General features: G+C 58.9%; 24 protein-coding genes. 11 read left to right on the top strand and 13 right to left on the bottom strand.

Annotation, left to right across the window (positions count from 1 at the left end; genetic code table 11):
• Nucleotides 1-16: 16 nt before the first annotated feature.
• From HKK52_RS24150 to HKK52_RS24140, 3 genes are all read right to left on the bottom strand, one after another.
• On the bottom strand, nucleotides 17-775 hold the full coding sequence (locus HKK52_RS24150) for an alpha/beta hydrolase family protein (RefSeq protein WP_169372857.1): 759 nt from the start codon (nucleotides 773-775) through the stop codon (nucleotides 17-19).
• Entirely contained in the window at nucleotides 765-1,874 is a 1,110-nt protein-coding gene (locus HKK52_RS24145; RefSeq protein WP_169372856.1) for a DUF3182 family protein, read from the bottom strand. The genes HKK52_RS24150 and HKK52_RS24145 overlap by 11 nt, the downstream gene beginning before the upstream one ends.
• 273 nt (nucleotides 1,875-2,147) lie before the next feature.
• On the bottom strand, nucleotides 2,148-3,143 hold the full coding sequence (locus tag HKK52_RS24140; protein WP_169372855.1) for a GlxA family transcriptional regulator: 996 nt from the start codon (nucleotides 3,141-3,143) through the stop codon (nucleotides 2,148-2,150).
• 101 nt (nucleotides 3,144-3,244) lie between these two features.
• Here HKK52_RS24140 and HKK52_RS24135 point away from each other — a divergent pair, with 101 nt between their 5' ends.
• The 10 genes from HKK52_RS24135 to HKK52_RS24090 all read left to right on the top strand — a co-directional run bounded on the left by HKK52_RS24135 (nucleotide 3,245) and on the right by HKK52_RS24090 (nucleotide 12,468).
• A complete protein-coding gene (locus HKK52_RS24135; protein WP_169372854.1) occupies nucleotides 3,245-3,793 on the top strand; it encodes a cysteine hydrolase family protein in 549 nt (182 codons plus the stop codon).
• Between the two features lie 269 nt (nucleotides 3,794-4,062).
• Nucleotides 4,063-4,644 carry a YjfI family protein gene (locus tag HKK52_RS24130; RefSeq protein WP_149660967.1) on the top strand — a complete coding sequence of 194 codons (582 nt, stop codon included), beginning with the start codon at nucleotides 4,063-4,065 and terminating at the stop codon, nucleotides 4,642-4,644.
• 24 nt (nucleotides 4,645-4,668) lie between these two features.
• Complete coding sequence (locus tag HKK52_RS24125; RefSeq protein ID WP_169372852.1) at nucleotides 4,669-5,367, top strand: PspA/IM30 family protein; 699 nt, start codon at nucleotides 4,669-4,671, stop codon at nucleotides 5,365-5,367.
• Nucleotides 5,368-5,436: 69 nt separating this feature from the next.
• Nucleotides 5,437-6,000 (top strand): rhomboid family intramembrane serine protease, encoded by a 564-nt coding sequence (locus tag HKK52_RS24120; protein WP_169372851.1) that lies wholly within the window; start codon nucleotides 5,437-5,439, stop codon nucleotides 5,998-6,000.
• Nucleotides 6,001-6,060: 60 nt separating this feature from the next.
• A complete protein-coding gene (locus HKK52_RS24115; protein ID WP_169372850.1) occupies nucleotides 6,061-7,095 on the top strand; it encodes an ion channel in 1,035 nt (344 codons plus the stop codon).
• Entirely contained in the window at nucleotides 7,082-7,756 is a 675-nt protein-coding gene (locus tag HKK52_RS24110) for a DUF2491 family protein (protein ID WP_169372849.1), read from the top strand. Before HKK52_RS24115 ends, HKK52_RS24110 begins: the two co-directional genes overlap by 14 nt.
• 15 nt (nucleotides 7,757-7,771) lie before the next feature.
• Nucleotides 7,772-8,200: a DUF350 domain-containing protein gene (locus HKK52_RS24105; RefSeq protein WP_169372848.1), complete on the top strand. Its 429-nt coding sequence runs from the start codon at nucleotides 7,772-7,774 to the stop codon at nucleotides 8,198-8,200.
• Between the two features lie 20 nt (nucleotides 8,201-8,220).
• Nucleotides 8,221-8,949 (top strand): DUF1190 domain-containing protein, encoded by a 729-nt coding sequence (locus tag HKK52_RS24100; protein ID WP_169372847.1) that lies wholly within the window; start codon nucleotides 8,221-8,223, stop codon nucleotides 8,947-8,949.
• Nucleotides 8,950-8,961: 12 nt separating this feature from the next.
• Complete coding sequence (locus HKK52_RS24095; RefSeq protein ID WP_169372846.1) at nucleotides 8,962-10,119, top strand: glutathionylspermidine synthase family protein; 1,158 nt, start codon at nucleotides 8,962-8,964, stop codon at nucleotides 10,117-10,119.
• Nucleotides 10,120-10,263: 144 nt separating this feature from the next.
• Nucleotides 10,264-12,468 carry an OsmC domain/YcaO domain-containing protein gene (locus HKK52_RS24090; RefSeq protein ID WP_169372845.1) on the top strand — a complete coding sequence of 735 codons (2,205 nt, stop codon included), beginning with the start codon at nucleotides 10,264-10,266 and terminating at the stop codon, nucleotides 12,466-12,468.
• Nucleotides 12,469-12,538: 70 nt separating this feature from the next.
• Here HKK52_RS24090 and HKK52_RS24085 read toward each other — a convergent pair whose 3' ends face one another.
• Nucleotides 12,539-13,069 carry a single-stranded DNA-binding protein gene (locus HKK52_RS24085; RefSeq protein ID WP_123404375.1) on the bottom strand — a complete coding sequence of 177 codons (531 nt, stop codon included), beginning with the start codon at nucleotides 13,067-13,069 and terminating at the stop codon, nucleotides 12,539-12,541.
• Nucleotides 13,070-13,078: 9 nt separating this feature from the next.
• The gene (locus tag HKK52_RS24080) at nucleotides 13,079-14,476 is read right to left on the bottom strand and encodes an MFS transporter (protein ID WP_133840619.1); all 1,398 of its coding nucleotides are present in this window, start codon (nucleotides 14,474-14,476) and stop codon (nucleotides 13,079-13,081) included.
• Nucleotides 14,477-14,667: 191 nt separating this feature from the next.
• Between HKK52_RS24080 and uvrA the strand changes: the two genes are divergently transcribed.
• Entirely contained in the window at nucleotides 14,668-17,502 is a 2,835-nt protein-coding gene (uvrA, locus tag HKK52_RS24075) for an excinuclease ABC subunit UvrA (protein WP_169372844.1), read from the top strand.
• Nucleotides 17,503-17,579: 77 nt separating this feature from the next.
• Here the strand turns inward: uvrA and bfr are convergent, their stop codons facing one another.
• The 8 genes from bfr to rpmJ form a co-directional block, all read right to left on the bottom strand.
• The gene (gene bfr, locus HKK52_RS24070; protein ID WP_169372843.1) at nucleotides 17,580-18,044 is read right to left on the bottom strand and encodes a bacterioferritin; all 465 of its coding nucleotides are present in this window, start codon (nucleotides 18,042-18,044) and stop codon (nucleotides 17,580-17,582) included.
• 155 nt (nucleotides 18,045-18,199) lie between these two features.
• Nucleotides 18,200-19,648 carry a catalase gene (locus HKK52_RS24065; protein ID WP_169372842.1) on the bottom strand — a complete coding sequence of 483 codons (1,449 nt, stop codon included), beginning with the start codon at nucleotides 19,646-19,648 and terminating at the stop codon, nucleotides 18,200-18,202.
• 241 nt (nucleotides 19,649-19,889) lie between these two features.
• Nucleotides 19,890-20,276 (bottom strand): 50S ribosomal protein L17, encoded by a 387-nt coding sequence (rplQ, locus tag HKK52_RS24060; RefSeq protein ID WP_007896790.1) that lies wholly within the window; start codon nucleotides 20,274-20,276, stop codon nucleotides 19,890-19,892.
• A 42-nt stretch (nucleotides 20,277-20,318) separates the two neighbouring features.
• Nucleotides 20,319-21,320, bottom strand: coding sequence for a DNA-directed RNA polymerase subunit alpha (locus HKK52_RS24055; RefSeq protein WP_003186012.1), 1,002 nt, complete (start codon nucleotides 21,318-21,320; stop codon nucleotides 20,319-20,321).
• Nucleotides 21,321-21,342: 22 nt separating this feature from the next.
• Nucleotides 21,343-21,963, bottom strand: coding sequence for a 30S ribosomal protein S4 (rpsD, locus tag HKK52_RS24050; RefSeq protein WP_003210056.1), 621 nt, complete (start codon nucleotides 21,961-21,963; stop codon nucleotides 21,343-21,345).
• An 18-nt stretch (nucleotides 21,964-21,981) separates the two neighbouring features.
• Complete coding sequence (rpsK, locus tag HKK52_RS24045) at nucleotides 21,982-22,371, bottom strand: 30S ribosomal protein S11 (protein ID WP_002555466.1); 390 nt, start codon at nucleotides 22,369-22,371, stop codon at nucleotides 21,982-21,984.
• Nucleotides 22,372-22,401: 30 nt separating this feature from the next.
• Complete coding sequence (gene rpsM / locus HKK52_RS24040; RefSeq protein WP_003186020.1) at nucleotides 22,402-22,758, bottom strand: 30S ribosomal protein S13; 357 nt, start codon at nucleotides 22,756-22,758, stop codon at nucleotides 22,402-22,404.
• A gap of 130 nt (nucleotides 22,759-22,888) precedes the next feature.
• On the bottom strand, nucleotides 22,889-23,005 hold the full coding sequence (rpmJ, locus tag HKK52_RS24035) for a 50S ribosomal protein L36 (protein ID WP_002555468.1): 117 nt from the start codon (nucleotides 23,003-23,005) through the stop codon (nucleotides 22,889-22,891).
• Between the last annotated feature and the right edge of the window lie 14 nt (nucleotides 23,006-23,019).

The following is a 23,019-nucleotide window of genomic DNA, read 5'->3' as shown; positions in this document are numbered from 1 at the left end:
CAAATCCACCCCCTATTCAACTGGACTGAATAATGCTCAACCGCTCACCCACCACCATTTCCGTGATCCAGTCCACGAGGATCGAGGTGTAGGCCTGTTGTGCAACGGGGTCGCTCAATGCGTGGTCGGCGCCGTCGATGATGCGGTGGGTCAAGGAGTGGGTCTGCTGGCACGCCGCGCGGTAACTCATGATCGTCGCATGGGGAATGTGATCGTCCGTCTCCGATTCCACCAGCAACACATCCCCGGTAAACGCCGCGCAGGCATGCAGCGCCCGGTTATTCGCGGAATTCACCAGCGTGCTGCGGTAATCGAGCAAATCCACCTTGTCCAGTTCACGCTTGGGCGTGTGCCATTGTTCGTCGCGGTACAGTGCCGGCACCCGCAGCGCCAGCCAGCGCACCGGGCGCAAGGACGTGAGGATCGCCGCCAGGTAACCGCCATAGCTGGTGCCAACCACCGCAATCGCCGAGGTATCGAGCGCCGGGTGTGCGAGCAGGCGATCGTACGCCGCCAGCAAGTCGCGCAAGTTGTCTTCCCGAGTCACCTGGGATAACGCGATGCCAGTGCCGCCGGTATGCCCGCGCAAGTCGAAGGTCAGGCAGACACAACCCAGACCGGCGATGCCTTTGGCCCGTTCCAGATCCCGTTCCTGACTGCCGCCCCAGCCATGCACGAACAACACGCCGGGGACTTTCGATTTGGGGCTGAGGAAATGCCCGGTCATCTGTTCGCCGTCGATGTCGATTTCAATGGTTTCGCTTCTAGCCGTCATAGGATTTGACCGTTACGTACTTGAGAAGAAAGTCACTGTCTTGCGCCGGGCCGCGGTACACCTCGATGGCGTCCGCCGGCAGCGGCTGGTCGATGTAGGTTTCCACCGACGACACACGAATCGCACGCATCCCCGGATCGTTGACGAAGCTTTGCAGCGCCGCGATTTCAGCGCTGCTGGCACCGCCCATGCGCCAGGATTGTTCGAGCACGCCGCTGCGCTGTTTGCCACTGCTGTCCAGGCCCTGGGCTATGTCGTAGTTGCGCCGCGAGGCATAGAAACCGGGGTAAGCCTCGTCCGCCGCGCTGTCGAACACCTGGGCTTGCTGAATCGCCAGGCGCACGTCCTCGGGCAGGTCCAGTTCCAGCAGGTCCTCGTAGTAACCCTGGACCACCAGCAGATTGGAACCTCCATAAACCTGCTCGCCCTGACCGTCTTCGGTCAAGTATTGATCACCACAGTAACTCAGCACCTTATCGCCGATAAACGCCTGGCCGACGCTGTGGGTGATGACCTGGTCGAGATCCTGCTCCAGCACCACGCCTTCGGTGAACAACTGCTCGGCGTCGGGTCGGGCAAGGATGGCATCGAACTGATCAAGGCCCTTGATCACTTCCTGGCCGCGCCCGGCACAGGCATGAATGGGTTTGAGGCGGATCGGGCCGCTGTAGAGCAAGTGCTCCGCCGCTGGCCGCGCATCCTCCAGTGAAAACACGCTGAGGCCGTCGAGCACGACACTGCGTACCCGTTCGGAAAACAGTGGCGACCAGCCTTCGGGAGCGAACGCATCGCGGTTGAGCAAACCGTGGCTGATGGCTTTGGTGCAGATAAAGTCGTAGTCGACATAACCGCCCCACAGATCTTCCGGTCCTTTGACGCCAAACTGCAGCGCTGCGGCGGCACCGACCAGCGTCTGGGTCGGCAACAGGTACAGGTCACGGCCGTTGTGCAATTGGGCGTCGTAGCTGCCGCCGTATTTGAGCCCGAGTATCTGCGCCAGCCATCGGGCCAGCGCGCGATTGGTTTCGACTTCGTGCAGCGGGGCTTCAGGCCGCACGGAATGAGCGACGACCAGTTTTTTGCGGTTTGTTGGGGTCATGCATCCCCCTTCAATCTGCGCTTGATGAATGTAGCTTGGTGGTGCAGAGATCAAGCCAACGGTGGCAGAACAGAAACGGCTTTGAGATCAGTCGTTTGCTGTTGCCGTGATGGCACTGAGCCTGTTTTATTCTGCACGACCTGTTCCCGGACCCCGGCATTCTGCACGACGACCATTCCTGTAGGAGCATAGCTTGCTCGCGATGGCGGCGGCACATTCAGCACTGAGGTGACTGAACGAACGCTATCGCGAGCAAGCTTTGCTCCTACGGGTTTAGCGCGTCAGTGCGGCGGGCGGCGTTACCCCGAACCGGGCCCGATAATCACTCGGCGCCAGCCCGGTGATTTTCTTGAACGTGGCGCGAAACGCGCTCGGGTCCTGATAACCCACGGTCCAAGCGATGTGATCGATGGTGCCGTTGGTGAACTCCAGCATTTCCCGGGCCTTGCCGACCCGCAGGTGCTGACAGTACTCGGTAGGTTTGAGCCCGGTCGCCGCGCGGAACCGGCGCAGGAAGGTGCGCTCTTCCAGCGCTGCCCGTTCGGCCATCGCGGTCAGCGATACGTCGGTCGCGCCGGTGCTTTGCAACCAATGCTGGACCTTGAGGATCGACGCATCGCCATGGCTGAGAATCGGCGCGAAGTTGCTGCCGCACTGGCTCGCGCTGTCGCTGTGCTCGATCACCAGAAACCGCGCAGTGCTGGCGGCAATGCTCGGCCCGAGCAAGCGGTCGACCATGCGCAAGCCCAGCTCGGACCAGGCCATCAGGCCGGCCGTGGTGATCAAGTCGCCGTCATCGACGATGGGCGTATCAGCCAGGAGCTTGATCGCCGGGTAACGTTCGGCAAAGGCCTTGGCCGAGGTCCAGTGGGTGGTGGCGCTACGGCCATCAAGCAAGCCGCTTTCGGCCAGCAGGATCGAACCGACGCACACGCCCCCCAGCGTCGCGCCCTGCGCATGTTGCTGACGAATCCAGCGCAGCAGCCCTTTCGGCGCCTGGCTCTCGGAAAAGCCGCCAATCGACGGCGGGATCATCACCGCCACCAACGCGCTGTCCGGGCCGGGATGACTGTCATACACCCGCTCGGGCACCTGATCGCCCTCGGCCTGCCAGTGACTGACCCGCAGCAACGGCAACTGCGCCGCCTGATGCTCGGCGGCGATCCGGTTGGCGACCCCGAACAGGTCCGTCAACCCATGCACCGCCGCCATTTGCGCGCCGGGATAGATCAGCACACCCAGTTCGGCGACTGCCCTTTCTACGCCCATTGTCAGTTTTCCCCCTTCTATTGTCGGTGCGGCCAATCCTCGGAGGGTCGGCCAGCGCCAATACTTGATTCCACACCTACACACACTTCGAGGAAACACCCATGGCCAAGCAAGCGCTCATCGTAGTTGATATCCAGAACGACTACTTCCCCCAAGGCAAGTGGCCGTTGGTCGGCGCCGAGGCGGCGGCGGACAACGCCGTGCGCCTGATTCAGGCCTTTCGTGATGCCGGTAATCCGGTGGTGCATATCCGCCACGAATTCACCTCCGACGCCGCGCCGTTTTTCACCCCGGGCTCCGATGGCGCGAAGCTGCACCCCAAAGTCCTTAACCGCGCCGACGAACCGGTGGTGCTCAAGCATTTCGTCAATTCATTCCGCGAAACCGAATTGGAAGCCATCCTCGATGAACAAGACGTCGAGAATCTGGTGGTCGTCGGCAGCATGAGCCATATGTGCGTCGATGGCATTACCCGCGCGGCTGCCGACTTGGGCTACACCATGACTGTGATCCACGACGCCTGCGCCACTCGCGATCTGGAGTTCAATGGCGTTACGGTGCCGGCCATCCAGGTGCATGCGGCGTTCATGGCGTCGCTGGCGTTTGCTTATGCGAGCGTGGTGTCTGCTGACGAATTCCTCGCCAGCTGACACTATCGAAACAACTGGATAAACAAAAAGGCCCGCAGTGTTCTCACGCTGCGGGCTTTTGTATTTCCGCTGGTAAAAAATCTCACGCGTGAGCTATTGAGGGGCGCAAAAAATCACTGTAGTGTTTCTCACGCGTGAGATTTCACAACGGAGTCACCAGTATGAAAAGCAGCTCTCCATCAGGTCCGCCTGCCGATCCTGTTACCGATACAGCGAGCCGCAAGGGAGAGCGCTCGAAACCCTCCGCGAAAAAACCGTCGAGTTTCTACATGAAGCAGATGCGCGCGGGCCTGGGTGCCGCCGGTTATGTGAAACACGAGACTTGGGTGCTTCCCGAAAACCGAAGCCTGCTCAAGCAGATGGAGAAACAGCTACGCCAACCGATCCTGGCTGGCTCATTCATGTCGGAGAATTTCATGAGCGCAGGTAACAACTGGAACATCGACCGCCTCTTCAGCGCCCTCCAGGCCCTTGATGACGTGGTATCCAACGACATCACCCTTTCCCTCGTTCAAGGCTCCGAATCCAGCATCAAGCTGGAAATGAACGACTTTGGCGGCTTGCCGATTTACATCGCGGTCGTGGGCGAGCAGATCATCGTCGACACCGTGCTGGTGGACGTCGAGTCGATCAAGGACGTCGCGGCCTTCAACGACGCCGTGCTGCGCAGCCGTGAGCTGTTCCCGCTGTCCTCGATCGGTATCGAGTCGATGCCGAACGGCCAGGTCGTCTACAACATGTTCGGCGCGCTGAGCTCCGATTCGAGCCTGACCAACGTCGTGACCGAGGTCAAAACCCTCGTCGACAATGTGCAGCGCGCCAGCGAAGCCTTTGAACGTTTCTTCCATTAATTATTCAGCCATAGGGCATATCCAATGACTCAGTCCATCTGGAGCAAATTGTTCACCGCGCTGCGCGGCGGCGCCAGTGAAGTCGGCGAAGCCATCGTCGACCAACAGGCCCTGCGCATCCTCGACCAGGAAATCCGCGATGCTGACACCGCCCTGGCCAACGCCAAGCGCGAGCTGGTCACCATCATGGCCAAGCACAAACTGTCGGCTGATCGCGTGGCCGAGTACAACGCCAAGATCCAGGACCTGGAAACCAAGGCCATGGCCGCGATCCAGGCCAACCGCGAAGACCTGGCGCTGGAAGTGGCCGAAGCCATTTCGACCCTGACCAACGAACTCGAGGTCGAGCAAAAGCAGGCCGCCGAATTCGGCGGTTACGCGGACAACATGCGCAAAGACATCACCAAGGCCGAAAACCGCATCAAGAGCCTGCGCCAGCAAGTGGACATGGCCAAGGCTCGCGAAAGCGTACAGAAAGCTCAGGTCAGCGCTTCGATCGCCAGTGGCGGCGCCAACGGCAAGCTGGAAACCGCCGTCGGCACGCTGAACCGTTTGCAGGCCAAGCAGCAGCAACGCGCTGCCGAACTGCAAGCCCAGGATGAACTGGCCGACGCCTCGACCGGCACGGATCTGGAGCGCAAACTGCGCGAAGCCGGCATCACCCCGGATTCGGGCAGTGCCAATGCGATCCTGGATCGCCTGAAGAAAAAATCGGCCGAGTAACCGGTCCGGGCGGTACCTGAACAGGAAGGGCATCGTGCCCTTCCTTTTTTTGTCGAATCGAGGTCAAGGATGGATGCCCTGAAGGGTTTCAAGACAATCGCCGGCCTGGCCATTTTCATGGTGGCGCTGCAGGTGCTCAACGTCGTGAGCGGCTACAGCCTGCTTTCATTCGGCCTGGTCCCGCGAACACTCTACGGACTGCCCGGCATCCTCACTTCGCCTTTCCTCCACGCCTCGTTCGCGCACCTGAGCGCCAATCTGATTCCCTTTCTGATCCTCGGCACCCTGGTCAGCGTCGACGGACTCAACCGGTTTCTGGCCGTCAGCGCGATCATCATTGGCCTGGGCGGCTTGCTGGTCTGGCTGTTCGGTTTTTCCGGCCTGCACATCGGCGCCAGCGGCTGGGTGTTCGGGTTGTGGGCGTACATCCTGTCCCGCGCCTGGTTCCAGCACAGTTGGGGCAACCTGATTACCGCCGCGGTCGTCGCCTTGCTGTATGGCGGACTGGTGTTTGGCTTCCTGCCGCGCCAGGGGGTTTCCTTCGAAGGCCATATCGCCGGCGCATTCGCCGGATTTATTGCGGCAAAGGTACTTCTCTCGGCGCCCGGCAACAGGTTTAATGCCGCCCGGTAAATGCGGATTCGAGCCACGCCTTTTGCCTGGAACGAGTTTTCCCAAGGAGTCAGGGACGCCATGTCGATTTTTCTTCTATTACGCGTGTACGCCGCGACCTTCTTCCACCGTTTCGGCTGGGCCGGACTGGCGATTGCCTTGGGCATCCACCTGAGCACGGCTTACCTCGGCCTGGTGCTTCTGGGCGAACAACACCTCACCGCCCCCGCTACGTTTACCTACTTCTATCTCACCACCACGCTGACGGTCGGCTACGGCGATCTCGCGCCGCAAACCGCGGCGGGACGGGTTTTCGTGGCCACGTGGGTCATGCTTGGCGGCATTGCGCTGCTGACGGCAGCCATCGGCAAAACCACCAGCAGCGTCATCGATGTATGGAGAAAAGGCATGAAGGGCAAAGGCGATTTCACCGGCAAGTCCGGCCACACGGTGCTGATTGGCTGGGAAGGTTCGTCCAGCGAGCGGGTCATCGAGTTGCTGCTGGAGGATGAAACTTCCAACGACAACCTGATCGTCATTTGCGATTGCGACCTCGAAGAAAACCCGATGCCGGGCAAAGCCGCCTTCATCAAAGGTGAAAGCCTGTCCTCCAGCGCGCTGTTAGTGCGGGCCGGCGTGCCGGGTGCCGAGCGCGTGCTGGTGCGCACCCATTCCGACGACCTGACCCTGGCCACCGTGCTCGCGGTCAATCAACTGAACCCGGTCGGGCACGTGGTAGCGCATTTCAACGAAAGCGAAATCGCCGCCCTCGCCAGCTCTTACGCGCCCAGCCTGGAATGCACCTCAAGCATGGCCATCGAGATGCTGGTGCGCGCGTCGCAGGATCCGGGCTCGTCCGTGGTCATCAACGAGTTGTTGTGCGTGGGCCAGGGCGCCACTCAATACTTGATGAAACTGCCGCAGGACTATGTGGCAACATTCGGCGAGCTGTACGCGCGCATGAAAGAACGCCACAACGCGACCCTCATCGGCTATCGCGCCAAGGGTGCCCAGCAACCCTCGATCAATCCGCCCAACGCCACGCGCATTGAGGGCGGTGAACTCTTCTACATCGCCTCCACTCGCCTCAAGGAAATCTCCAATGGGATGGTTTAAACAGTTGATGGGGCTTGAGGCCCCGGCCCCGAAAGCGGACCCGACGTGGACAGCCAATGCCAGCCAACAGGCGGTCGGCCCGCTGGGCCTGGCGCTGGGCAAAGGCGTGATGTTCGACAGCACGCTCAAATTGCTGCTCGACGAAAAAACCGCCGTGACCATCCCCGGCTCCCAGCAGATCTGGTGCGCCGGCACTGTCGATCTCGGGCAGTCGAACTGGCTGTCACGCTATTACATGAACGACGAAGATTACTGGCTGCAAGTGCACACCACTGGCGATGTCGCCGGGCAGGTCGAGTCGGTCATCCTGTTCAACTACCTCAGCTACGTGACCATCAACAGTGAAGCGGAATTGAGCCGGCTGGCCGGCCCGCAAAGCCTGATCGGCCTGCCCTACTACGCCCACAAAGGCGTCGAATTCACCCGCGAATGGGGCACCGAGAACGGACAAACCGAGCTGGTCGCCCTGACCGAACACCTGAAAAACCCGAACGAGTCCTACACCATCGAGCACCGTTCAATGCTGTACGCCCGCGAAACCGGCCTGACCGATCGACGGGAGTTCCTGCTGTTTTCCGTCGAAGAGGACGCCGAAGGCACCATCAGCTTGAGCACATCGCTGGGCATTTCGCTGTACACAACCGATCTGAACCCCATTTAAAAAAGGAAGAATGCCATGCTAGAAGCGCTCTCTATCTCCCTGAACAAAGCCGCCGTGCTCGGGTTTGTCACCTATATCATCGGCGCTGCCGTGCTGTTCGGGTTGTTCCAGTTCATCTATACCCGCATCACCCCGCACAAAGAGTTCGAACTGATCCGCTCAGGCAACGTGGCGGCGGCGATTGCCTTGGGCGGCGCGATCATCGGCTTCGCTATTCCGGCCAGTAACGTGATTGCCTACTCGATCAGCATCCTCGATTTCGTGGTCTGGGCGGTCATTGCCGCGTTCGTCCAACTGCTGGCGTTCCTGATGACCAGCCTGGTACTCAAGGGCACGTCCGAGCGCATCCGCAACGGTGAAATCGCAGCCGGCATCTACGTGGCAGCCGTGGCCATCAGCGTCGGCATGCTCAACGCCGCGTGCATGACCCCGTCCCAGAACTGATCGCACAAACGGAGATTGTGATGAAACGAAGCAAGTACGTTCAGCTCTCCCTGGCCGCGTCGGTTGCCATGGCGATCTCAGGCTGCGGGCCATCGGAAAAAACCTACGAGATACACAAGAAGTACAACTTCCAGTCCGTGCAGCAGTGCGCCGATGAAAAACTGCCGGTCGACATCTGTTCCGACGCCTACATGAAGGCCATGGCTGAGCACCGTCGCATTGCGCCGGTCTACGACAGCAAGACCGATTGCGATGCCGACTTTGTCGCCGACTGGTGCCAACAGGATTCCGCCGGCAAGTTCATCCCCAAGCTCGGCGGTTTCGAACTGAACGCCGATGGCGAGGTGACGCAAGCCGAAGTGGACGCGGCCAAGGCGAAACTGCCGGCGTCGGAAGCGAGCGCCGTCGGTGATTCCGGATTTTCCGGCAGCAGCCTGCTGATGGGAATGTTGGTCGGCAACATGCTCAGCGGCAACCGCAGCAGCTACTACTCCGAACCGGTCTACCGCTACCGCGATGATCGCGGCAGCTACTCGAACTCGACGCTCAGCCAGCGGGTCTCCAGCGGTTCGACCTTCAACCGGTCCAATCAGGCGCGGTACGGCAGCAGCAATTACACCGACACCGTCAGCCGCAGCAAGGCGGCGACTGTTTCCTCAGCGACCTCTCGCGGCGGCTTCGGCAGCCAGGCCAGCGCACGCAGTGGCTGGGGCGGTTCGGGCAAGAGTTCGGGCGGCTCAAGCAGCTAAGGGAACAGGGCCATGAAGAAGATCCTTTGCGCAGAACGTCATGACTGGAAACAGACCGCGGAAAGTCTCGGCTTTCTGTTCCACACCATCGACGACGAACCTTATTGGGACGAGAGCGCGTATTACCAGTTCACGCTCAAACAGATCGAAGATGATCTGGAAGACCCGACCACCGAGCTGCATGAGATGTGCATGGACTTGGTGGCCCGCGTGGTGCAGAGCGAGGAATTGCTGGAGCGCCTGAGCATTCCCGCGCCGTTCTTCGACCTGGTCCGCACTTCATGGCTCGAAGGCCATCCGCACCTTTATGGGCGGATGGACTTCTCCTACAACGGCAGTGGCCCGGCCAAGTTGCTGGAACTCAACTACGACACGCCGACCAGCTTGTATGAAGCGGCGGCGTTTCAGTGGGGTTGGCTGGAGCAATGCATCGAACGCGGCCTGCTGCCCAAGCATGCCGACCAGTTCAACAGCATCGACACCAAGCTGCACCAGGCCTTTGCCCAACTGCAACTCAAGCAGCCGTTCTATTTCGCCTCGATGAAAGGTTCGGTCGAAGACAAAGGCACCACCGACTACCTGCGCCTGATTGCGGAAAAGGTCGGCATCGAATCACGCCACATTGATCTTGAAGACATCGGCCTGACCAGTGACGGACGTTTCGTCGATCTGGAGGATCGCTGGATTCCGCACCTGTTCAAGCTGCACGCTTGGGAGTTCATCTTCCACGAGCCGTTTGGCGCCGCGATTGCCCAGAGCGACACGCAGTTTTTCGAGCCGGCCTGGAAAGCGATCATCTCCAACAAAGGCATCCTGCCGCTGTTGTGGGAGTTCAACAAAGGTCACCCGAACCTGCTGGCGGCGCACGTGGATACCGACCCGAGTAAAGCCGTGCCGAAAGGCTGGGTGCGCAAACCCTACTTCTCCCGGGAAGGCGCCAACATCGAGTTGCAAACGGCCGACGGTCTGATCGTGAAAGAGGACGGGCCCTACACGGATGCGCCGTTTATCCTTCAAGAGTTTGCCCCGCTGCCGAAGTTTGGCGACAGCTTCGCGCTGGTCGGTTCGTGGGTGATTGGCGACCAGGCGGCCGGCATTGGCGTGCGGGAAGACAACAGTTTGATTACCAAGGACTCGAGCCGGTTTTTGCCGCACCTGATTCTTGATTGATCGGTACTTCTCTTTTAAAAAAGCCCGGTGCCGTGCATCGGGCTTTCGGGTGAAACAGGCTCTGGACCCGACAACGACAAGACATACGTCTGAAAAGCCGGATAATGGCGGCCAATTCGTCTGCCGTTATGCTGGTAATCCCCCATGGAAATCAAGGTCAACTTTCTCGACAACCTTCGACTTGAAGCCAAGTTCGACGACTTCACGGTGGTGGCCGATCAACCTATCCGCTACAAGGGCGATGGCTCGGCACCGGGTCCGTTCGATTACTTTCTGGCTTCGTCGGCGTTGTGTGCGGCTTATTTCGTGAAGTTGTACTGCGACACTCGCAGCATTCCCACCGAAAACATCCGCCTGTCGCAGAACAACATTGTTGATCCGGAAAACCGCTACAACCAGATTTTCAAGATTCAGGTTGAACTGCCTGCGGACATTTCCGACAAGGACCGCCAGGGCATCCTGCGCTCCATCGACCGCTGCACCGTGAAAAAAGTGGTGCAAGCCGGACCTGAGTTTGTCATCGAAGAAGTGGAAAACCTCGACGCCGATGCCCAGGCGTTGTTGATGCCGGCGTCCAGTTCCGAGGCGAGCACTTATATCGCCGGCAAGGACCTGCCGCTGGAGCAGACCATCGCCAATATGTCGGCCATTCTGGCTGACCTGGGCATGAAGATTGAAATCGCTTCGTGGCGCAATATCGTGCCCAATGTGTGGTCGCTGCACATTCGCGACGCGCACTCGCCGATGTGTTTCACCAATGGCAAAGGCGCGACCAAAGAAGGCGCGCTGGCGTCGGCGCTGGGCGAGTTTATCGAGCGACTCAACTGCAACTTCTTCTACAACGACCAGTTCTGGGGCGAAGACATCGCCAACGCGCCGTTTGTGCATTACCCGGACGAGCGCTGGTTCAAGCCTGGCCGCAAAGATGCACTGCCGAGCGAAATTCTCGACGAGTACTGCCTGAAGATTTACAACCGCGACGGCGAGCTGCGTGGCTCTCACTTGATCGACACCAACTCGGGCAATGAAGAGCGCGGCATCTGCTCGCTGCCGTTCGTGCGCCAGTCGGATGGGGAGGTGGTGTATTTCCCGTCGAACCTGATCGAAAACCTGTTCCTGAGCAACGGCATGAGTGCCGGCAACACCCTGGCCGAAGCCCAAGTGCAGTGCCTGTCGGAAATCTTCGAGCGCGCGGTCAAACGCGAAATCATCGAAGGCGAATTCGCCCTGCCGGATGTGCCAGCCGAAGTATTGGCGAAGTACCCTGGGATCCTGGCCGGTATTCAGGCGCTGGAAGAACAAGGGTTCCCGGTGTTGGTGAAGGATGCGTCCCTGGGCGGTGAATTCCCGGTGATGTGCGTCACGTTGATGAACCCGCGCACCGGCGGCGTGTTCGCCTCGTTCGGCGCGCACCCGAGCCTGGAAGTGGCGTTGGAACGCAGCCTCACCGAATTGCTCCAGGGTCGCAGCTTCGAAGGCCTCAACGACCTGCCGCAGCCGACGTTTGAAGGCCATGCGGTGACCGAGCCGAATAACTTCGTCGAGCACTTTATCGACTCCAGCGGCATCGTGTCGTGGCGCTTCTTCAGCTCCAAGTCGGATTACGAATTCGTCGAGTGGGACTTCTCCGGCCAGAGTGAAAACTCGAATGCCGAGGAAGCCGCGACTTTGTTCGGCATTCTCAAAGGCATGGGTAAAGAAGCGTACATGGCGGTCTACGAGCATATCGGCGCAACGGCGTGCCGCATCCTCGTGCCGGACTATTCGGAAATCTATCCCGCGGACGATCTGATCTGGGATAACACCAACAAAGCGCTGTTCTTCCGCGCTGACATCCTCAACCTGCATCGCCTGGACGAAGACGAACTGCGCGCGTTGGTTGAGCGTCTGGTGGAAAGTGAGCTGGACGACTACACCGACATCACCAGCCTGATCGGCATCGAATTTGACGACAACACGGCTTGGGGTCAGCTGACGATCCTGGAGTTGAAACTGCTGATCTACCTCGCCTTGCAGCAATATGAAGAGGCGAAAGAGGCGGTAGAAATGTTCCTGCAGTACAACGACAACACGGTTGAGCGCGGCTTGTTCTACCAAGCGGTCAATGTGGTGCTGGAGATGAAACTGGACGAAGACCTGGAGCTGGAAGACTACGAGGCCAACTTCCGCCGGATGTTTGGCAACGAGCGCACGGATGCAGCGATCGGCTCGGTGGACGGCAGCGTACGCTTCCATGGTTTGGCGCCGACCAGCATGAAACTGGAGGGGCTCGACCGGCACCTGCGGTTGATCGAAAGTTACAAGAAGCTGCACACGGCCCGTGCCAATGTGACCGCTTCAACCCGTTAAACAGCGCCCACAAAAAAGCGAAGCCAGATGGCTTCGCTTTTTTTGTTTACGGTTCTGAGAAAGCTACAAATCAGAACGGGATATCGTCATCAAAGCTGTCGAAATCCGGAGCCGGTTGCGGCGCTGCCTGCTGTGGAGGCGGAGCCTGGCGCGACTGTTGCGGTGCCGACTGCTGCGGGCGCGGAGCCTGCTGCTGACGTGGGGCCGGAGCGGACTGCTGGTAGTTGTTGCCCCCGCCTTGTTGGTCGCCCTGTTGAGGACGGCCGCCCAGCAGTTGCATGGTGCCTTGCATGTCGACCACGATTTCAGTGGTGTAACGCTTGATACCGTCTTTTTCCCACTCGCGGGTCTGCAGCTTGCCTTCGATGTAAACCTGCGAACCTTTACGCAGGTACTCGCCGGCGATCTCGGCAACCTTGCCGAACATCGACACACGGTGCCATTCAGTCTTCTCGACCTTCTGACCGGTTTGCTTGTCGGTCCACTGTTCGCTGGTCGCCAGACTCAGGTTGGTCACGGCGTTACCGTTAGGCAAGTAGCGAACTTCGGGATCCTGGCCGCAAGTGCCGACCAATATGACTTTGTTAACCCCACGGGCCATAACGTTCTCCTAGGCTACGCACGCTGCCTCGGCCGGGTTGTTCACCAGGCGCTCAAGGGTCGTGCGATCCAATAGTTCTGTGTCCAATTTGATGTAAATCGCCGCTTCGTCTGCGACGACCACTGCATCTGTTACCCCTACGACGGCCTTCAGGCGCTCGACCAGACCCGCTTCGCGGATCGCCTCGGGCGACAGCGGCAAGCGCAAGCTCGTCACGTAAGGTGGTTCGCGCATGGTAACAGCAAAGGCCAGCCAGAGGGCAGCCAGGCCGGCGCATCCGAGGAAGACAACCGACAAACCGCCATGCTGGAACAGCCAACCGCCGAGGATCCCGCCCAACGCCGAACCGAGGAACTGGCTGGTGGAATAAACCCCCATCGCCGTGCCCTTGCCGCCCGCCGGTGAAACCTTGCTGATCAGCGATGGCAAGGAAGCTTCCAGCAGATTGAACGCGGTGAAAAACACCACCGTCCCGATCACCAGGGCTCGCAAGCTGTCGCCGAACTGCCAGAAGAATAGCTCAGTGAGCATCAGCGTCGCGACGGCGCCCAGCAAAACTCGTTTCATTTTGCGTCGCTTCTCGCCGTAGATGATGAACGGGATCATCGCGAAGAAGGAAATCAGCAGCGCGGTCAGGTACACCCACCAGTGCTGCTCTTTCGGCAGCCCGGCTTTTTCCACCAGGGCCAGGGGCAATGCGACGAAGCTCGACATCAACATCGCGTGCAACACAAAAATGCCCAGGTCCAGGCGCAACAGGTCCGGGTGCTTGAGCGTCGGGATCAGCGCCTGGCGCGCCACGCCGGATTCGCGGTGCTGCAATGGCCCGGTGGCGCGCGGCACCATGAACATCACGATGACGATGCCGAACAGCGCCATGCCGCCCGTCGCCAGGAACAGCCCGGACAGGCCGAAGGCGCGGGTCAGCAAGGGGCCGACGACCATGGCGACAGCGAACGACAGACCGATCGTCATGCCGATCATGGCCATGGCTTTGGTCCGATGCTGTTCCCGGGTCAGGTCCGACAGCAACGCCATGACCGCTGCGGAAATCGCCCCAGCGCCTTGCAGGACTCGCCCGGCGATGACGCCCCAGATCGAATCGGCATTGGCTGCCAGCAGGCTGCCGAGGGCGAAAACGATCAGCCCCAGGTAAATCACCGGGCGCCGACCGATACGGTCGGAAATGAAACCGAACGGAATCTGGAACAGCGCCTGGGTCAGGCCGTAAGCGCCAATCGCCAGCCCGATCAGGGCCGGGGTCGCTCCCGCCAGGTCCATGCCATAGGTCGCCAGTACCGGCAACACCATGAACATGCCAAGCATACGGAAGGCGAACACCAGGGCCAGACCGCTGGCTGCGCGGGTCTCACTGCCACTCATGCGTTCGCTGTGGGGATCGTGCATGGAAAAACCTCATGTGAACCGGCGGCGATTCTACCAGTCCCATCGATTGACGGGGTATATCGCGACGCTATGACGCGCATAGATGACGCAGTCTTCATGTAAGCCTGCGCGCCCCGCATTTGATAGTGTGCATCCATCCAGTATTTGGCCGTATACTCCTACGTTTTCGACGCCCGCCGAGCGAGGCCACTTTGGACAAGATCCTGATTCGTGGGGCCCGAACCCACAACCTGAAGAACATCGACCTGACCCTGCCACGGGACAAACTGATCGTCATCACCGGCCTGTCCGGATCCGGCAAGTCGTCCCTGGCTTTCGACACGCTGTACGCCGAAGGCCAGCGCCGCTATGTCGAATCGCTGTCGGCCTACGCCCGGCAGTTCCTGTCGATGATGGAAAAACCTGACGTCGACACCATCGAAGGCCTGTCGCCGGCGATTTCCATCGAACAGAAGTCGACCTCGCATAACCCGCGTTCGACGGTCGGCACCATCACCGAAATCTACGACTACCTGCGCCTGCTGTACGCCCGCGTCGGTATTCCGCGCTGCCCGGATCACGACATTCCGCTGGAAGCCCAGACCGTCAGCCAGATGGTCGACCTCGTTCTCGCCCAACCGGAAGGCAGCAAATTGATGCTGCTGGCGCCGGTGATTCGCGAGCGTAAAGGCGAGCATCTGTCAGTCTTCGAAGAACTGCGCGCCCAGGGTTTTGTGCGTGCGCGGGTCAACGGCCGGCTCTGCGAGCTGGACGAGTTGCCGAAACTGGATAAACAGAAGAAGCATTCGATTGATGTGGTGGTCGACCGCTTCAAGGTCCGCGCCGATCTGCAACAGCGCCTGGCCGAATCCTTCGAGACCGCGCTGAAACTGGCGGACGGTATCGCCTTGGTGGCACCAATGGACGACGAGCCGGGCGAAGAGATGATCTTCTCTGCGCGCTTCGCCTGCCCGATCTGCGGCCACGCCATCAGCGAGCTCGAGCCCAAACTCTTCTCCTTCAACAACCCGGCCGGCGCCTGCCCGACCTGCGATGGCCTGGGCGTTAAACAGTTCTTCGATATCAAGCGACTGGTGAACGGTGAACTGACCCTGGCCGAAGGCGCGATACGCGGCTGGGACAGGCGCAACGTCTATTACTTCCAGATGCTCGGGTCGCTGGCGTCCCACTACAAGTTCAGCCTGGAAGTGCCGTTCAACGACCTGCCGGCCGATCAGCAGAAATTTATCCTGCACGGCAGCGGTTCGCAGAACGTCGACTTCAAATACCTGAACGACCGTGGCGACATCGTCAAGCGCTCGCACCCGTTCGAAGGCATCGTGCCGAACCTGGAACGTCGCTACCGCGAAACCGAGTCCGCCTCGGTTCGTGAAGAACTGGCCAAGTTCCTCAGCACCCAGCCTTGCCCGGATTGCCGTGGCACGCGTCTGCGTCGCGAGGCGCGGCACGTGTGGGTCGGCGAGAAGACCTTGCCGGCGGTGACCAATCTGCCGATTGGCGACGCCTGTGAATATTTCGGCGTGTTGAAACTTACTGGCCGTCGCGGTGAAATTGCCGACAAGATCCTCAAGGAAATCCGCGAGCGTCTGCAGTTTCTGGTCAACGTGGGTCTCGATTATTTATCGCTGGATCGCAGTGCCGATACGTTGTCTGGCGGTGAGGCTCAGCGTATTCGCCTGGCCAGTCAGATCGGCGCCGGCTTGGTGGGGGTTCTGTATATCCTCGATGAACCGTCGATTGGCCTGCACCAGCGGGACAACGATCGGCTGCTCGGCACCCTCAAGCACCTGCGGGACATCGGCAACACGGTGATCGTGGTCGAGCACGACGAAGATGCGATTCGTCTGGCGGACTACGTGGTGGACATCGGCCCTGGTGCCGGCGTACACGGCGGTCATATCGTCGCTGAAGGTACTCCGGCGGAAGTCATGGCTCACCCGGACTCGCTGACCGGCAAGTACCTGTCGGGCCGCGTGAAGATTGCCGTGCCGGCCAAGCGTACACCGCGCAACAAGAAGATGACCCTGTCGCTGAAAGGTGCTCGCGGCAACAACCTGCGCAATGTCGATCTGGAAATTCCGTTGGGTCTGCTGACCTGTGTGACTGGCGTGTCGGGTTCGGGAAAATCGACACTGATCAACAACACTCTGTTCCCGTTGAGCGCTACGGCACTCAATGGCGCGACGACGCTTGAAGCTGCCGCTCACGACAGCATCAAGGGCCTGGAGCATCTGGACAAGGTTGTGGATATCGACCAGAGCCCGATCGGTCGCACACCGCGCTCGAACCCGGCGACCTACACCGGGTTGTTCACGCCGATTCGCGAACTGTTCGCGGGCGTACCGGAGTCGCGCTCTCGTGGTTACGGCCCGGGGCGCTTTTCCTTCAACGTGAAGGGCGGACGCTGCGAAGCCTGTCAGGGCGATGGCTTGATCAAGGTGGAAATGCACTTCCTGCCGGACATCTATGTGCCGTGCGACGTCTGCAAGAGCAAGCGCTACAACCGCGAAACCCTGGAGATCAAGTACAAGGGCAAGAGCATCCACGAAACCCTCGAGATGACCATCGAGGAAGCGCGGGTGTTCTTCGACGCGGTGCCGGCACTGGCGCGCAAGCTGCAAACGCTGATGGACGTCGGTCTGTCGTACATCAAGCTCGGGCAGTCAGCGACGACGTTGTCCGGCGGTGAAGCCCAGCGGGTGAAATTGTCCCGTGAGCTGTCCAAGCGCGATACCGGCAAGACCCTGTATATCCTCGATGAGCCGACCACCGGCTTGCACTTCGCGGATATCCAGCAATTGCTCGACGTGCTGCATCGCCTGCGCGACCACGGCAACACCGTGGTAGTGATCGAGCACAATCTTGACGTGATCAAGACCGCCGACTGGTTGGTGGATCTTGGGCCGGAAGGTGGCTCCAAAGGTGGGCAGATCATTGCCGTCGGTACGCCAGAGGAAGTCTCGGAGATGAAACAATCTCACACCGGCTTCTACCTCAAACCGCTGCTGGCTCGCGACAAGGCCTGATCAAGGCCCATGAAAAAGCCCCTGTCACTTCATCAGTGACAGGGGCTTTTTTGTGTCCGAGGCTTCTTATCCGAAAATCAGAACTGCGATTGCAGGTAATTCTCCAGACCGATCAACTTGATCAGGCCCAACTGCTTCTCCAGCCAGTAGGTGTGATCTTCTTCGGTGTCGTTCAGCTGAATGCGCAGCATCTCACGGCTGACGTAGTCCTTGTGCTGCTCGCAGAGCTCGATGCCCTTGCAGAGTGCGGCGCGGACTTTGTATTCCAGTCGCAGGTCGGCAGCGAGCATGTCAGGCACCGTGGTGCCGACATCCAGGTCGTCCGGACGCATGCGTGGTGTGCCTTCGAGCATCAGGATCCGACGCATCAGCGCATCAGCGTGCTGCGCCTCTTCTTCCATCTCGTGGTTGATACGTTCGTAGAGCTCGGTGAAACCCCAGTCCTCATACATCCGCGAATGAACGAAATATTGATCACGCGCGGCCAGCTCGCCGGTCAGCAACGTGTTGAGGTAATCGATTACGTCTGGGTGGCCTTGCATCGCCCTACATCTCCCTGCTTGAAAGTCTGTAGTTTGAACCAAGCCGACTGTTTGGTCACGCCGAATGCGCGATAAAAGCGAAGATATTCTGAGAAAAGTGGTTTAAATAACGCAAAAACCGCCCAAATGAGGGCGGTTCTGCTTCTCGTTTAGACTTAGTTAAGCTGTACGCCCAACGCCTTTGCGATTGCTTCTCCGTACGCTGGGTCAGCCTTGTAGAAGTGCTGCAACTGGCGATCGACTACATCGCCGGAAACCCCGGCCATCGCGCCGGCAATATTGTTGATCAGCAGGGTTTTCTGCTCATCGCTCATCAAACGGAACAGTGCACCGGCGTGGCTGTAGTAATCAGTGTCTTCGCGGTGATCGTAACGATCCGCCGCACCGCTCAAGACCAGCGCAGGTTCGGCGTAACGCGGCGCTTGTTTCGGCGACTCCACGTAGCTGTTCGGCTCGTAGTTGGGTGCAGCGCCACCGTTGCTGCCGAACGCCATGGAACCATCACGCTGGTAGCTGTTGACTGGATTGCGTGGCGCATTCACCGGCAGTTGCTGGTGATTGGTGCCGATACGGTAGCGGTGAGCATCAGCGTACGCGAACACGCGACCTTGCAGCATGCGATCCGGCGACAGGCCCACGCCTGGAACCATATTGCTCGGACCGAAGGCCGCTTGCTCTACTTCAGCGAAGTAGTTCTGCGGATTGCGGTTGAGCTCCAGTTCGCCGACTTCGATCAGCGGGAACTCTTTCTGCGACCAGGTCTTGGTGACGTCAAACGGGTTCTCATAGTGCGCAGCAGCTTGGGCCTCGGTCATGATTTGGATGCACACGCGCCATTTCGGGAAGTCACCGCGCTCGATGGCACCGAACAGATCGCGCTGAGCGTAATCCGGATCGGTACCGGCCAGGCGTGCGGCGTCTGCCGGCGCCAGGTTCTTGATCCCCTGCTGAGTCTTGTAGTGCCATTTCACCCAGTGACGCTCGCCTGTGGCGCTGATCAGGCTGTAAGTGTGGCTGCCGAAGCCGTGCATGTGACGGTAGCCGTCAGGAATGCCACGGTCCGAGAACAAGATGGTGACCTGGTGCAGCGCCTCTGGAGAGTGCGACCAGAAGTCCCACATCATTTGTGCACTTTTCAGGTTGCTTTGCGGCAGGCGCTTTTGCGTGTGGATAAAGTCAGGGAATTTCAGCGGATCGCGAATGAAGAACACCGGAGTGTTGTTGCCAACGATGTCCCAGTTGCCTTCTTCGGTATAGAACTTGAGGGCGAAACCCCGTGGATCACGCTCGGTATCGGCCGAACCGCGCTCGCCGCCCACGGTGGAAAACCGCAGGAACGTTGGGGTCTGCTTACCGACGGACTCGAACAGCTTGGCGCTGGTGTACTCGGTGATGTCACGGGTCACGGTGAACGTACCGTAGGCACCCGATCCTTTGGCGTGCACGCGACGCTCTGGAATGTTTTCACGGTTGAAGTGGGCAAGCTTCTCGATCAGGTGAAAATCGTCGAGGAGCAGCGGGCCACGAGGGCCAGCGGAGCGAGAATTTTGGTTGTCGGCGACAGGAGCGCCACTGGCGGTCGTAAGCGTTTTGTTTTGGCTCATGCGATCTTCTTCCTCTGTCAGTTTTGGAACTGCCGGCTAATCGGCTTGGGACGGAGTATTGACCATTGATCAGGAAGGCTACAAATTCATTAATTTGTGACGATCAATAGAAAAATACTACCAACGAATCCCGTTCGCATCATGACGGCGTGAACCGCAGGGAAGCTTGTATAAACAGCGCATTTCTTACAGACACAAAAAACCGGGCACTAGGCCCGGTTCTTCGTTTCAGACTGACGTCTTACTCAGCGGATACAGCTTCACCGCCAACTGGACGATCAACCAACTCGACGTACGCCATAGGCGCGTTGTCGCCAGTGCGGAAGCCGCACTTGAGGATGCGCAGGTAGCCACCCTCACGGGTAGCGTAACGCTTGCCCAGGTCGTTGAAGAGCTTGCCAACGATAGCTTTCGAACGAGTACGGTCGAAAGCCAGACGGCGGTTAGCCAGGCTATCTGTCTTGGCCAAAGTGATCAGCGGCTCAGCAACGCGACGCAGTTCTTTAGCTTTCGGCAGTGTAGTTTTGATCAGCTCGTGCTCGAACAGCGACACTGCCATGTTTTGAAACATGGCCTTGCGGTGCGAGCTAGTGCGGCTCAGGTGACGACCACTTTTACGATGACGCATGGTTCATTCCTTACCAAACACAACGTTCGGTGATTACGACGATCAGGCAGTCGCCTTGTCGTCCTTCTTAAGACTTGCAGGCGGCCAGTTGTCGAGGCGCATGCCGAGGGACAGACCGCGGGAGGCCAGAACGTCCTTGATTTCAGTCAAGGATTTCTTGCCAAGGTTCGGAGTCTTCAACAGCTCTACTTCGGTACGCTGAATCAGGTCACCGATGTAGTAGATGTTTTCCGCCTTAAGGCAGTTAGCCGAACGTACAGTCAGTTCCAGATCGTCAACCGGGCGAAGCAGGATCGGATCGATCTCGTCTTCCTGCTCGACAACCACTGGCTCACTATCACCTTTGAGATCGACGAACGCAGCCAACTGCTGTTGCAGGATGGTTGCAGCACGACGGATAGCCTCTTCAGGATCCAGGGTACCGTTGGTTTCCAGATCAATAACCAGCTTGTCCAGGTTAGTACGCTGCTCGACACGGGCGTTTTCCACCACGTATGCGATACGGCGAACCGGGCTGAACGAAGAGTCAAGCTGCAAGCGACCAATGCTGCGGCTTTCGTCTTCATCGCTCTGACGCGAGTCTGCCGGTTCATAACCACGACCACGAGCTACGGTGAGCTTCATGTTCAGGGCGCCGTTAGACGCCAGGTTAGCGATTACGTGATCGGGGTTAACGATCTCGACATCATGATCCAGCTGAATATCGGCAGCGGTAACCACCCCCGAACCCTTCTTCGACAAGGTCAGCGTAACTTCGTCACGGCCGTGCAGCTTGATAGCCAGACCTTTAAGGTTCAACAGGATTTCAATTACGTCTTCCTGTACACCTTCGATGGCGCTGTACTCGTGGAGCACACCGTCAATCTCGGCCTCGACTACTGCACAGCCGGGCATTGAGGACAACAGGATGCGTCGCAGCGCGTTGCCCAGGGTGTGGCCGAAACCACGCTCGAGAGGCTCGAGTGTGATCTTGGCGCGGGTTGGACTGACAACCTGCACATCAATATGGCGGGGTGTCAGGAACTCATTTACCGAAATCTGCATGGATGCACCTATTTTCTAGCCCTTACTTGGAGTAGAGCTCGACAATCAGGCTTTCGTTGATGTCGGCGGACAGATCACTGCGAGCAGGAACGTTCTTGAAAACGCCCGACTTCTTCTCAGTGTCTACTTCTACCCATTCTACGCGGCCACGTTGGGCACACAGATCGAGAGCTTGGACAATGCGAAGTTGGTTCTTTGCTTTCTCGCGAATCGCGACCACGTCACCAGCACGAACCTGGTACGACGGCACGTTTACGGTCTGACCGTTAACGCTTACGGATTTGTGCGATACCAGCTGACGGGATTCGGCACGAGTAGAGCCAAAACCCATACGGTATACAACGTTGTCCAGACGGCATTCGAGCAGCTGCAACAGGTTTTCGCCAGTTGCGCCTTTCTTGCCAGCAGCTTCTTTGTAGTAGCCGCTGAATTGACGCTCGAGAACGCCGTAGATACGACGGACCTTCTGCTTTTCACGCAGTTGGGTGCCGTAATCGGACTGGCGACCGCGGCGTTGGCCGTGGATACCAGGTGCTGCTTCAATGTTGCACTTCGATTCGATCGCGCGCACGCCGCTCTTCAGAAAGAGATCGGTGCCTTCACGACGAGCGAGTTTGCATTTTGGACCAATGTAACGAGCCATTCTTTACAATCTCCTGGATTACACGCGGCGCTTCTTCGGCGGACGGCACCCGTTGTGCGGGATTGGCGTCACGTCGGTGATGCTGGCGATCTTGTAGCCACAGCCGTTCAAAGCGCGGACTGCGGATTCACGACCTGGGCCTGGACCTTTGACGTTAACGTCGAGGTTTTTCAGACCGTATTCCAGCGCAGCTTGACCAGCACGTTCAGCAGCTACTTGAGCAGCAAACGGCGTGGACTTGCGGGAACCGCGGAAACCCGAACCACCGGAGGTAGCCCAGGAAAGAGCGTTGCCTTGACGGTCGGTGATGGTCACGATTGTGTTGTTAAACGACGCGTGGATGTGGGCGATGCCATCAACCACTGTCTTTTTAACTTTTTTACGAGGACGAGCAGCAGGTTTAGCCATGATTAATTTCCTGTCGATTCGCTGGGGCGATTACTTGCGGATCGGCTTACGCGGACCTTTACGGGTACGCGCGTTAGTCTTGGTACGCTGACCGCGCACTGGAAGACCACGACGATGACGCAGACCGCGATAGCAACCGAGGTCCATCAAACGCTTGATTTTCATGTTGATTTCGCGACGCAGGTCACCTTCAGTGGTGAACTTCGCCACTTCGCCACGCAGCTGTTCAATCTGCTCGTCGCTCAGATCTTTGATCTTTGCGGCTGGGTTTACCCCAGTCACTGCACAAATCTTCTGTGCAGTAGTGCGACCAACACCATAGATGTAGGTCAGCGAGATAACAGTATGCTTGTTATCTGGAATGTTAACGCCTGCAATACGGGCCATTCAGTGGGACTCCAATTGACAGCTACCTACGCCCCGGAAGCCAAGAAATAGGGCGCGAGATAATATCGCTGTAATAACAAATAATCAACCCGGCAGCGCACTAGCTGCCGGGCTTGAAGCACAATCACACTCAGCCTTGGCGCTGTTTGTGACGCGGTTCCGCGCTGCAAATTACTCGAACAACACCTTCGCGGCGAATAATCTTGCAGTTACGGCACAGCTTTTTCACCGATGCACGAACTTTCATCACCAACTCCTCGA

The organism is Pseudomonas sp. ADAK2 (assembly GCF_012935755.1).
Taxonomy (GTDB): domain Bacteria; phylum Pseudomonadota; class Gammaproteobacteria; order Pseudomonadales; family Pseudomonadaceae; genus Aquipseudomonas.
This window is presented reverse-complemented; position numbering and strand designations above follow the sequence as displayed.

Coding starts and splice junctions, on each gene's coding strand:
- HKK52_RS24150 (WP_169372857.1), bottom strand. CDS start 775: ATGACGGCTAGAAGCGAAACCATTGAAATCGACATCGACGGCGAACAG.
- HKK52_RS24145 (WP_169372856.1), bottom strand. CDS start 1,874: ATGACCCCAACAAACCGCAAAAAACTGGTCGTCGCTCATTCCGTGCGG.
- HKK52_RS24140 (WP_169372855.1), bottom strand. CDS start 3,143: ATGGGCGTAGAAAGGGCAGTCGCCGAACTGGGTGTGCTGATCTATCCC.
- HKK52_RS24135 (WP_169372854.1), top strand. CDS start 3,245: ATGGCCAAGCAAGCGCTCATCGTAGTTGATATCCAGAACGACTACTTC.
- HKK52_RS24130 (WP_149660967.1), top strand. CDS start 4,063: ATGAAGCAGATGCGCGCGGGCCTGGGTGCCGCCGGTTATGTGAAACAC.
- HKK52_RS24125 (WP_169372852.1), top strand. CDS start 4,669: ATGACTCAGTCCATCTGGAGCAAATTGTTCACCGCGCTGCGCGGCGGC.
- HKK52_RS24120 (WP_169372851.1), top strand. CDS start 5,437: ATGGATGCCCTGAAGGGTTTCAAGACAATCGCCGGCCTGGCCATTTTC.
- HKK52_RS24115 (WP_169372850.1), top strand. CDS start 6,061: ATGTCGATTTTTCTTCTATTACGCGTGTACGCCGCGACCTTCTTCCAC.
- HKK52_RS24110 (WP_169372849.1), top strand. CDS start 7,082: ATGGGATGGTTTAAACAGTTGATGGGGCTTGAGGCCCCGGCCCCGAAA.
- HKK52_RS24105 (WP_169372848.1), top strand. CDS start 7,772: ATGCTAGAAGCGCTCTCTATCTCCCTGAACAAAGCCGCCGTGCTCGGG.
- HKK52_RS24100 (WP_169372847.1), top strand. CDS start 8,221: ATGAAACGAAGCAAGTACGTTCAGCTCTCCCTGGCCGCGTCGGTTGCC.
- HKK52_RS24095 (WP_169372846.1), top strand. CDS start 8,962: ATGAAGAAGATCCTTTGCGCAGAACGTCATGACTGGAAACAGACCGCG.
- HKK52_RS24090 (WP_169372845.1), top strand. CDS start 10,264: ATGGAAATCAAGGTCAACTTTCTCGACAACCTTCGACTTGAAGCCAAG.
- HKK52_RS24085 (WP_123404375.1), bottom strand. CDS start 13,069: ATGGCCCGTGGGGTTAACAAAGTCATATTGGTCGGCACTTGCGGCCAG.
- HKK52_RS24080 (WP_133840619.1), bottom strand. CDS start 14,476: ATGCACGATCCCCACAGCGAACGCATGAGTGGCAGTGAGACCCGCGCA.
- bfr (WP_169372843.1), bottom strand. CDS start 18,044: ATGCAAGGCCACCCAGACGTAATCGATTACCTCAACACGTTGCTGACC.
- HKK52_RS24065 (WP_169372842.1), bottom strand. CDS start 19,648: ATGAGCCAAAACAAAACGCTTACGACCGCCAGTGGCGCTCCTGTCGCC.
- rplQ (WP_007896790.1), bottom strand. CDS start 20,276: ATGCGTCATCGTAAAAGTGGTCGTCACCTGAGCCGCACTAGCTCGCAC.
- HKK52_RS24055 (WP_003186012.1), bottom strand. CDS start 21,320: ATGCAGATTTCGGTAAATGAGTTCCTGACACCCCGCCATATTGATGTG.
- rpsD (WP_003210056.1), bottom strand. CDS start 21,963: ATGGCTCGTTACATTGGTCCAAAATGCAAACTCGCTCGTCGTGAAGGC.
- rpsK (WP_002555466.1), bottom strand. CDS start 22,371: ATGGCTAAACCTGCTGCTCGTCCTCGTAAAAAAGTTAAAAAGACAGTG.
- rpsM (WP_003186020.1), bottom strand. CDS start 22,758: ATGGCCCGTATTGCAGGCGTTAACATTCCAGATAACAAGCATACTGTT.
- rpmJ (WP_002555468.1), bottom strand. CDS start 23,005: ATGAAAGTTCGTGCATCGGTGAAAAAGCTGTGCCGTAACTGCAAGATT.